This is a genomic window from Peribacillus sp. SRI_006 (assembly GCF_057586375.1).
In genome coordinates this window covers 243802-253035 of sequence record NZ_JBYCZT010000010.1, presented here as the reverse complement: position 1 = coordinate 253035, position 9234 = coordinate 243802, and the positions used below count along the sequence as shown (strand labels likewise).

Below are 9234 nucleotides of genomic sequence, written 5' to 3'. Positions count from 1 at the left end.
GCTGTCTTAAAGACAGCTCCGATCTTCAGCTAACGCACCCGTTAGTTCATTAAGATATCCGGTATGTAAACACAGAAAATAAATAAAGAGATAACAATGCTCATATATCCCCAAAAGCCTTTTCTGTCTTTTTGAAGTTCGGATAATCCTGTAACTAATATCATTGCCCCCAAGAACAACATAGAATACGGCATCAACTCAAAATTTTCAGTAATTAGCTGATAGGCTGATAAAGCAAGAACAATTATTGCTAAGATAATTCTAACTATCTTCAAGAATATATTTCCCCCTAAAAATTATGTTGGTACAATTTTTTATTTAATCATACCATTTAACACCTTTTCATTTGTGCAGAAAATGGAAATTCCTTCTTTAACTATCCTGCCCCTTTAGTTCATTAAGAAAAGCGATTCTTATTAAAGAATCGCGCCTTTTTCTTGAATAAACAAGAAGCTCATATTAGCCGGTATTGTGGAGGCAATTAACTTATTCTTGCTGGTAATGTTAAATATCGTAGAAGAGTGAGATTACTTTGGATCAACAATTGTTTGATTAAAGTTATTCGTTAGCTCAAAGAAAGATCTGTGTAAACATCTCTCGATCCTCAACTAACGTCACCTTTTTGAAGAAAAAATGGATTACTCTTCTCTTGCCTATTTATAATGAATAACATTTCAAGAATACCAATAAAAAGCATAATCAGTCATAACTGAAGAATCACCCAACTGATGTAACATAGCTGAAATATTCCCTCTATGATAGGTTCCATGATTCACAACGTGTAAGACCATTTCAGATATACTTGTTTCTCTTAATCCTGCCCATGGATTATCCAACATTATTCTCTTTTCCATATCTTCCTGTCTGGTCAAAAAGGATTTAAACCGAGATGTTAAAGTGTGAAATTCCGTTTCTAAGTCTTCAATGGGCAGTTTCTCAATCTTTTCTTGAATTTGAAATGAAGATTGCATTGCTTCATTCATACTCTGACCCTCTAGGGTATTAAGCCATCCATATTCCACCAAATAGAGATGAGATAAAACCTTTGAAACAGAAGAAAAGACACTTTTCATTTCCTTTTGATATTTCTCAGGAGAAAGTGTCTTAAGATGATCAATAATCCGTTGATTTGCCCATACATGATAGTTATATAGTTTTTCTACATGATTTGCCATACAATCGCCTCCTTGTCATCACGTTTTTAATATTCTTTATCAGAATGAATTATTCCTTTAAATATTATTGCTTATCTGATGAGATCTTCAACTAAATGGCCCAATTGTTGAACAAAGGTCAAAGCAATGTTCAACTAACCTGCCCCTTTAGTTCATTAAGCAAAAAGGCCACCCAATGGCAGCCCCGGATTCAGTTTAAGAATCATTTAATCTTTGCATATAACGTGGAACGTGGAACTCCTGTAGTTTTTACAATGTCCTTTACACTCATTCCGTTTGTTTCACGTTCATTATATAGCTTAATAGCACGTTTTAAAGTCTTTTCATCTTGCCCTGGTCTTCCCATATGTTTCCCTTGCCTCTTAGCTCTCTCCCGACCTTCTGTAGTTCTTTCTACAATAAGATCCGTTCAAATTGTGCGAATGAACCTAAAATATTAAAAAGCAGTGTTTGTAAGCTGTTTCCTTCGTTTGAACCATCAAACTTCATATCTTCTTTTACAAATCTTACATTAACCCCTTTTTCAGCTAGTTCATGAACTATCTTACTCAAGTCCATAATAGAACGAGCTAAACGATCTATTTTAGTTACTACTAATGTATCCCCTTCTCGTGCAAATTCAATAGCTTCATAAAGTTGGGCTCTTTGTTTTGTACTTGTTCCGGTTACTTTTTCAACAAAAAGCTTTTTACACCCTTCACTTTCCAAAATTTCCTTTTGTGTTTCTAAATCTTGGCCAGTAGTTGAAACCCTCGCATAACCAATTAACAATATGTATCATCCTTTGTCTATAAGTCTAAGAACTTTTATACATTTAGTTATAGACTAACTTTTAGATAATAAACAAGGATAAATTAACAAATATGTCACTTTAACTGATAATTTGCGTATATTTAAGTGTTATTTTGCACATCCAACTTTAAAAACCCAGCTATCTTCACATGAGAAGATTAGCTGGGTTTCTTAATATTCACATCCAATCTCATAGAATTGAATTGTAATTAAAGTGCTTCTGAGGCTTGACTAACCAATAAGACAAGCTGTTCGAAATCAATCGTATCCCCTTTACGGAGCTTCATTGTCTTTCTTTCTGGAGGTCCATCGAACATGCCTTCTGGAAGATCCAATGTGACGGCATTAAAAATGGTAAAGCTGACTGCTGCTTTAGATGTCGAGATAACAGCAGCGTACTTTCCGTTTTTTAGAAAATGTGGCTTTTTGTATTGAATGCGTTCATGTACATCTGGTATGGCCTTGTGGACGGCCTCCCGCAGATTAGTGGCAATTTCTCCCTGCCAGGGTTCTTTTAATGCATCAATAAAATCAGTTATTTCTTGGTTCATTTTTACACACGCTCCTTTTCATAGGGTTTATATACTGCCTGAAAAATCTTTTCTTGAATAAAACAAATAAACTTTACGAAATTGACATTATAAATTTTTCAACATATTAAGCTGATCTTGTAAAGAGGCTTCCATCGCCTTTATTCCAGGGTCTTGTATGGACTCTAGTTTCTCTTTTAGTCTTCGCAATTCTATCTCGTACTTGCCTCTCACCTTTGGAACCGGCATTCTTAGCGCCCAGTTTAGCGCCTCGTCCTCCGTACTCACATTAATCAACATATATTCCATGATAAGGTCTTGATTTACCGGAAACGGGCCAGCCAATACCTGTGGTTTTCCACCTTTCTTTGGATACGTTATTCTTAACCCGGTTGAACTTGGCTGAAGCTCTTCATCGGCAAGAAGTGCACCTTTTTTAGCCAGTGACTTCTTATACGAAATCATTGCCTCGCAGTAATCCTTTCCGTCGGCTAGTCCTGCCTCCGAGTACTCTGCGGCTTTGATAATCAATAAAAATCTTATTGTTTTCCCCTCCTCGTTTAAGTTGGAAGAAATGAAGAGCAGAACAGGCTACTCAACTATTCCTTTACCAACACGACGAATAAGGAACGAGATAATCGACAAGGCTGGGAAAAAAATTTATGTAGATGTTCCTTTTCCACATTCCATTGCGCGATTAAGTAGAAGGGTTCGTTCACTTTCATTCTGGGTTAGTGATGCAGCACGTTTAAATTCTGTCCGAGCTTCATCGTAACGCTCTAGCTTCACCAGGAGATCCCCGCGAACACTCGGCAATAGATGATATTTCTTTAAGGATGGGTCAGCATTCAACTCGTCTACAATCTGGATGCCAATGTCCGGACCAAATGCCATGGATATAGCAACTGCCCGGTTTAATTCTACGATTGGCGAGGGCATTACAATCGAAAGAGCTTCATAAAGAGCAGCAATTCGTGGCCAATCTGTCTCCTCTGGAGTCGGTGCCTGAGTATGGCAAGCAGAGATGGCTGCCTGCAATGAATATGGCCCAAGTGAACGCCCTAACTTCCGGCTGCGCTCCAGTGCTGCCAAACCACGGCGAATCAATAATTGATCCCACTGTGCCCGGTTTTGATCCATAAGAAGAACAGGTTCTCCTTTCGAATTAATTCGAGTTTTGAACCGGGAAAATTGAATTTCCATTAAAGCAACTAGTCCATGAACTTCCGGTTCATTAGGTGCGATCTCGGCAAGGACACGTCCCAGTCTCAGTGCCTCTTGGCATAGTAAAGGACGAATCCAGTGGTCCCCTGAAGTTGCTGAATATCCTTCATTAAACATAAGGTAAATTACTTCAAGTACGGTCGACAGGCGATCATTAAGTTCCTCTCCAAGAGGTACCTCAAAAGGAATCTTTTTTTCGTTAAGGGTTCTCTTAGCACGGACAATTCTCTGAGCAATGGTTGATTCCGCGACGAGGAATGAACGCGCAATTTCTTCCGTGGTAAGTCCGCATAACAGGCGCAGTGTCAAGGCAACTCTGGCATCCTGTGATAATACTGGATGACAGGTCATAAAAATCAGACGAAGGAGATCGTCACCAATCTCCTCATCCAGAACATGATCTATGTCTTCCTCAGTATATAAATCCGTATTTTTAGCAATCTCTACATACTTTTGATCACGAATCTTCGTTCTTCGCAAAAGATCAATCGCACGCCGTTTCGCCGTCGTCATCAGCCATGCACCAGGATTGTCTGGTATCCCGGCATGCGGCCATTTTTCAAGAGCAATCACCAAGGCATCTTGAGCCAGATCCTCTGCAAGACCAATATCCCGTACCATCCCGGTTAACTTTGCAATGAGTTTTGGTGACTCTATTCGCCATATCGCTTCAATCGTTCGTTGTGTTTCGGGCAAACTCACGACTTTTTTCGCTCCTCTACATGTTTCCGAAGTGCTGCTTCTTTTTCCAGGAATTCTGGATTATCTGTCAAGTCCACCGCCTCAAATACCTGTCTAAGCTCAATTTCTCCCTGTCCAAATCCATGTGGATCTGGCATCCTTAATGCCCATTCAATAGCTTCTTCTCTTGATTTAACTTCAATCAAGGTATATCCCGCAATTAATTCTTTTGCCTCCGTAAACGGACCGTCCATAATCTTTGGTTTACTACCTGGTTCCGGATAGGAAATCCTTATTCCGTTTAAACTAGGATGTAATCCATCTCCTGCTAATAAAACACCCGCTTTCACCAATTCTTCGTTATACTTCTGCATCGCCTCAATAAGTTCCGGGGTAGGCATTTTTCCTTCCTCTGAGTCTGTAGTCGCTTTTACAATCATCATAAATCTCATAAGTAAATAACCTCCTATTTTTTATGGGGAAGCTTCATTCTAATAGGTGTAAAATTGCAAGTAAATCCGCTTCTATTTATACAACGAATACCTGCTGTTAAATCAACAATCGAAATTATTTTTTTCATACTTTTTGTGAAAATTTTTTGCCTAATTAGTGATTAGCCGTAAAAAATACTGTAAGCTCCGGTGATATCTTTTTTGTATCAAGCTTCTTAGTATGGCCGAGACCTTTTTTACTCAACAATTGCGCATTGGGGAGTGCGTTTGCCAATGCTTGAGCACTATGACGAAGAGATGCAGGGCTCTCTGTCCCTTCTAATACCAACGTTGGCATTGTAACACTGCTCCACCATTCAGCAGACAGTTCCTTTCCTTCCATATAGCCATCCAACAAAGCAGCATCATATGGAAGCGTATGTGCAACCGCCATAAGCTTAGACCACACACCTGGCATAATCCGCATCATGCTGACAACAAATGATGGTGCCCCCATGCCCTTAGTCATAAAGTACTTAATTGCTTCAGCTCTGTTATCCTTGGAAATAAGTTCAGCAGTATGCCTTGTAAAATCTTTCGGCGGCTTACGATCCTCCGTTTTTACCACGAAAGGCGGTTCGTGCAGAGCCAATTTAGTAATGTTTAACCCTTTCTTTGCAGCTAATAGGGCTAGAACAGCTCCCGAAGATAATCCCCAAACATATGCCGATCCACCGGCTTCTTCAATCAAAGCCTGAAGATCTTCAATTTCTCGCCCAACATCATATGGCTGTGTATCACCGCTATCTCCTCGGCCACGGCGGTCGTAGTTGTAAACCGTGAAGTACTCGGACAACAGGTTAGCCAATTCCACCTGCTGCGGAAATTTTCTGTAGCTAAAGGCACCTGCTACCAGGATTAGAGCTGGTCCTCGGCCAACTTTGTCATAAGCGATTTTCGTTCCGTCTTTTGAAGTTACTGAATACATAAATTTTTCCTCCTTTATCGTTGCAACTGATTTTTAGATATTTAGCTTCCAATATTTACGGATTATATCCGCTTCTAATAAGACGACGAACCACTATAAACAAAATCGACACATCCAAAAATAATTTTTATAAATTTTCTTTGCCAAAAAAATTGAATTAATTGGATACTTAAGAATTCCAGTTCATCTTATATACTCCAAGTGTGTAATAATTCCCTTTAAAAAAGGGTACCATTTTGTCTTTTTAGTTCCACAATACTAGATATTTGATAAACGGATTTTATTACTGAACAAATTTAAAAAAGCACACATTTTATTTTTTGTTCCAAAACTCGTCCTTTTCTGAACACATGTCATGGCGCTTTGAATAAGTCTTTTTTGTCACCATTCACGTTATAGAACCCTGTTCATTATTCTACGTCCAATAACCTATTAAAATTGATCTTATTTAGATTTGAAACTAATTGATCAAACTAATACAAGAAATCTTGATAAATGAATAAATAGAAAGGGCATGTTCTGAAAAAGAATTAATCAAAACATGCCCTTATACTATTTAATTGGATTATTCTTTTATAAAAAAGATTGATCATTTTTGTGTTCCTTAATGAACTAACGCACCCGTTAGTTCATTAAGAAAAGCGATTCTTATTAAAGAATCGCGCCCTATTGTTGAAGATTGATTAATTTAAGTCAACTGGTGTTTATTGCAGAACTTTCATAAAGTGTCATATCAGCACAAAAAGGTTGGATATCTAAAAAAGCACCTAACCTTTTTTGTTACCATAACGAGTGTTATAGGCCCAGTGACAGGGTTCTTGCTCTAATTCGTCAGATAGTTTCCAATTACTAGAAAATAGTTCTTGCTAGTATCATGTAATTCACACCTCTGCAGCTTGCATAAGTTCGTATATTTTGCGAGTTGTATTTACATTCCTGATTGTTATTTGTTGATATGCCTTTGAACCAACGAGTTTAGTCATACCGGATTTGGTAATTTTTTTTTTATCAACCGACCATAGAATGGCTCCAGGAACGTATTTCACCGTATCAATTTCTGGTTTGATGACCAGCTTATTAAGCACTGACTCATCATCAATTTCGTCCCATAAAAACAGCACATCGCTTCTCATCTGTTGGTCGTTCGTCCAAGACTCTGGAAGGGAGTGTATGACTTTTTTAACATCATCAAAACTACGGACTAAAACTTTGATTTGTAATCCGAAGTTTGTATGTATAGCCTCTTCTAAAATATGGGATATTGTTGTTTTTGATTGGCCATTCACTGTGAAAATAATATTACCTGAATTGATATATGTAACTACAGAGCTCATACCCACTCGTTCAAAAGCTTGTTTAAGCAACTTCATGTTAATTTTATTTTTCCCACCAACATTGATTCCCCTAAGCAGTGCGACATAGACCATGATAATCCTCCTATTAGTTTGCATTTTATATAAAACATTTGACGGATTAGAGCAAGAACTCTGTCACTGGGCCTTATAGACAGTTTTTATTTTGTCATATTTTATTTTTTAAATTTCTTAGATTCTCCATATCTCCATTTACTATCACATCAATATGAGCAGAAATGATATCAATATCTAAATCCCACCATTTAATTTCCAGCAATTCGTTAATGATTTCTTCTGAGAAACGGGTATTAAGTTTCTTTGCAGGATTTCCTCCAACGATAGTGTAAGGTTCCACATCTTTTGTAATAACCGATTTGGCTGCTACAATTGCACCATCCCCTATTTTTATTCCAGGCATAATGACAGTATCCATTCCAATCCAAACATCATTTCCAATTATGGTATCACCTTTAAACGGCAACTGATCTAACGTTGGCGCATATTTCTCCCAACCGTGTCCGAAAATATTGAATGGGTAGGTTGAAAAACCATCCATTCTATGATTAGCTCCATTCATAATAAACGTGACACCAGGTGCTATGGCACAAAATTTCCCTATGACAAGTCGGTCACCGAAAAATTCGTAGTGATATAACACTTGATCTTCAAAAGATTCACCATTTTTTGCATCGTAATATGAATATTCACCCACAATAATGTTTGGTCTAGTAATTGTATTTTTTATAAATTGCACGACCCGATTTCCTTTAATCGGATATTTATCTTTAGGATTTGGCCCTTGTTGCTTATTTGATTCCATGGATATCCACTGCCTTTCTTTCAGGATTTTTATAATAAACTTAGCCGACCTATTTTATTACATTCCTCAGCGAACCAAATGGCACCATCAGGTCCTAATACAATTCCATGTGGCTCCGCATTTTGTGTAGGAATTAGATACTCCGTAATTTTACCTTGCATTGTAATTCGGCCAATTTGATTACTTCCCCATTCAGTGAACCATAAAGCACGGTCAGGCCCTGTTACTATTGCGTGTGGACGAGCATTTGCAGTAGGGATGGTATATTCACTTATTATTCCAGAGGTAGTAATTCGACCGATTTTATTTTCGTTAATTTCCACAAACCAAAGTGCATCGTCCGGTCCACTTGTAATACCTACAGGACCAGCATGTTTTGTTGGCAAAATGTAATTAGTCACTTCTCCGAGCATCGTAATCCGACCAATTTGATTACTCTGATTCTCAGTAAACCAGATGGCACCGTCAGGTCCAGCAACAATAAAAGAGGGATAGGAGCCAGGATTCGGTATCTCATACTGAATAATTTCACCTGATGGTAAAATTCGCCCTATTCTATTTCCATTCATTTCGGTAAACCAAATGTCTCCATTGTGTCCTTCAGTTATTCCAAAAGGTGCTGAATTTGGACTCGGGAGAGTATATTCGATGATTTCACCTGTTACTTTCAGTTTTCCAATTTTATTCGCCCTATTTTCCGTAAACCATACATCACCCTGAGTTGTGGAGATTATAGATAGCACACCTGCATTGGGTGTAGGAACAACGAAATGAGTGACTTCACCGTTAACAGTCATTCGACCAATTTGATTTGCTTTATGTTGTGTAAACCATAGCGCACCATCTTTTCCAGCAGTTATTCCATAAGGCCCTGAATCTATGTCAAGAAGTTCATATTCGTCAATTTTTATCCCCACTATAATCCTCCTCCTTCCTCTTGTATAAAGTTCTTCTAGTAATTCGTTATAAAATGATTGAATTCCTGCGAAAAAGGTCTTGCATACTCTAATTCATATTAAGTTAACATAATTAATCTAACAGAAGTTCCCCCTCACAAACCCCCTTGGGCGCCAAGAACCTGTCACAATTTATTATTTTTTCAGGATTTTATCTTTGTTAAATCAACGTTTGTGCACACTCGCGCACCTGGTATCCGTATAAAAAAGTGGGATTTTATGCAACTTCTTATTCAAGAAAATGGCCCGATTGCGGAACAAAAAAAATCCTTCATATCAATA

Annotated in this window: 10 protein-coding genes and 1 pseudogene; all 11 read right to left on the bottom strand. The window is 38.0% G+C overall.

The genetic code is table 11. From position 1 onward, the window contains the following. Positions 1-41: 41 nt before the first annotated feature. Positions 42-275, bottom strand: coding sequence for a DUF3953 domain-containing protein (locus AC2YHV_RS16680; RefSeq protein ID WP_487373647.1), 234 nt, complete (start codon positions 273-275; stop codon positions 42-44). Between the two features lie 399 nt (positions 276-674). Continuing rightward, positions 675-1175: a DinB family protein gene (locus AC2YHV_RS16675; RefSeq protein WP_487373646.1), complete on the bottom strand. Its 501-nt coding sequence runs from the start codon at positions 1173-1175 to the stop codon at positions 675-677. A 202-nt stretch (positions 1176-1377) separates the two neighbouring features. Beyond that, positions 1378-1949, bottom strand: a pseudogene (locus AC2YHV_RS16670) (recombinase family protein). Between the two features lie 227 nt (positions 1950-2176). Beyond that, positions 2177-2518, bottom strand: coding sequence for a DUF1801 domain-containing protein (locus tag AC2YHV_RS16665; protein ID WP_413005209.1), 342 nt, complete (start codon positions 2516-2518; stop codon positions 2177-2179). A gap of 87 nt (positions 2519-2605) precedes the next feature. Continuing rightward, the gene (locus AC2YHV_RS16660) at positions 2606-3028 is read right to left on the bottom strand and encodes a YciI family protein (protein ID WP_487373645.1); all 423 of its coding nucleotides are present in this window, start codon (positions 3026-3028) and stop codon (positions 2606-2608) included. A gap of 129 nt (positions 3029-3157) precedes the next feature. After that, entirely contained in the window at positions 3158-4423 is a 1266-nt protein-coding gene (locus tag AC2YHV_RS16655) for an RNA polymerase sigma factor (protein ID WP_487373644.1), read from the bottom strand. Beyond that, positions 4420-4854, bottom strand: a complete 435-nt coding sequence (locus AC2YHV_RS16650) for a YciI family protein (protein ID WP_367407949.1) — start codon at positions 4852-4854, stop codon at positions 4420-4422. Before AC2YHV_RS16650 ends, AC2YHV_RS16655 begins: the two co-directional genes overlap by 4 nt. Positions 4855-5008: 154 nt before the next feature. Further along, positions 5009-5821 carry an alpha/beta fold hydrolase gene (locus tag AC2YHV_RS16645; RefSeq protein ID WP_413005203.1) on the bottom strand — a complete coding sequence of 271 codons (813 nt, stop codon included), beginning with the start codon at positions 5819-5821 and terminating at the stop codon, positions 5009-5011. An 881-nt stretch (positions 5822-6702) separates the two neighbouring features. Beyond that, complete coding sequence (locus AC2YHV_RS16640) at positions 6703-7248, bottom strand: DUF1697 domain-containing protein (protein WP_413005201.1); 546 nt, start codon at positions 7246-7248, stop codon at positions 6703-6705. A 94-nt stretch (positions 7249-7342) separates the two neighbouring features. Beyond that, entirely contained in the window at positions 7343-7996 is a 654-nt protein-coding gene (locus AC2YHV_RS16635; RefSeq protein WP_413005199.1) for a Vat family streptogramin A O-acetyltransferase, read from the bottom strand. Between the two features lie 29 nt (positions 7997-8025). Beyond that, entirely contained in the window at positions 8026-8913 is an 888-nt protein-coding gene (locus AC2YHV_RS16630) for a Vgb family protein (RefSeq protein WP_487373643.1), read from the bottom strand. Positions 8914-9234 lie beyond the last annotated feature (321 nt).

Bases quoted from the DNA above. Each gene is read 5' to 3' on its own strand.
- AC2YHV_RS16675 (WP_487373646.1), bottom strand. From the start codon at position 1,175: ATGGCAAATCATGTAGAAAAACTATATAACTATCATGTATGGGCAAAT.
- AC2YHV_RS16665 (WP_413005209.1), bottom strand. From the start codon at position 2,518: ATGAACCAAGAAATAACTGATTTTATTGATGCATTAAAAGAACCCTGG.
- AC2YHV_RS16650 (WP_367407949.1), bottom strand. From the start codon at position 4,854: ATGAGATTTATGATGATTGTAAAAGCGACTACAGACTCAGAGGAAGGA.
- AC2YHV_RS16645 (WP_413005203.1), bottom strand. From the start codon at position 5,821: ATGTATTCAGTAACTTCAAAAGACGGAACGAAAATCGCTTATGACAAA.
- AC2YHV_RS16640 (WP_413005201.1), bottom strand. From the start codon at position 7,248: ATGGTCTATGTCGCACTGCTTAGGGGAATCAATGTTGGTGGGAAAAAT.
- AC2YHV_RS16635 (WP_413005199.1), bottom strand. From the start codon at position 7,996: ATGGAATCAAATAAGCAACAAGGGCCAAATCCTAAAGATAAATATCCG.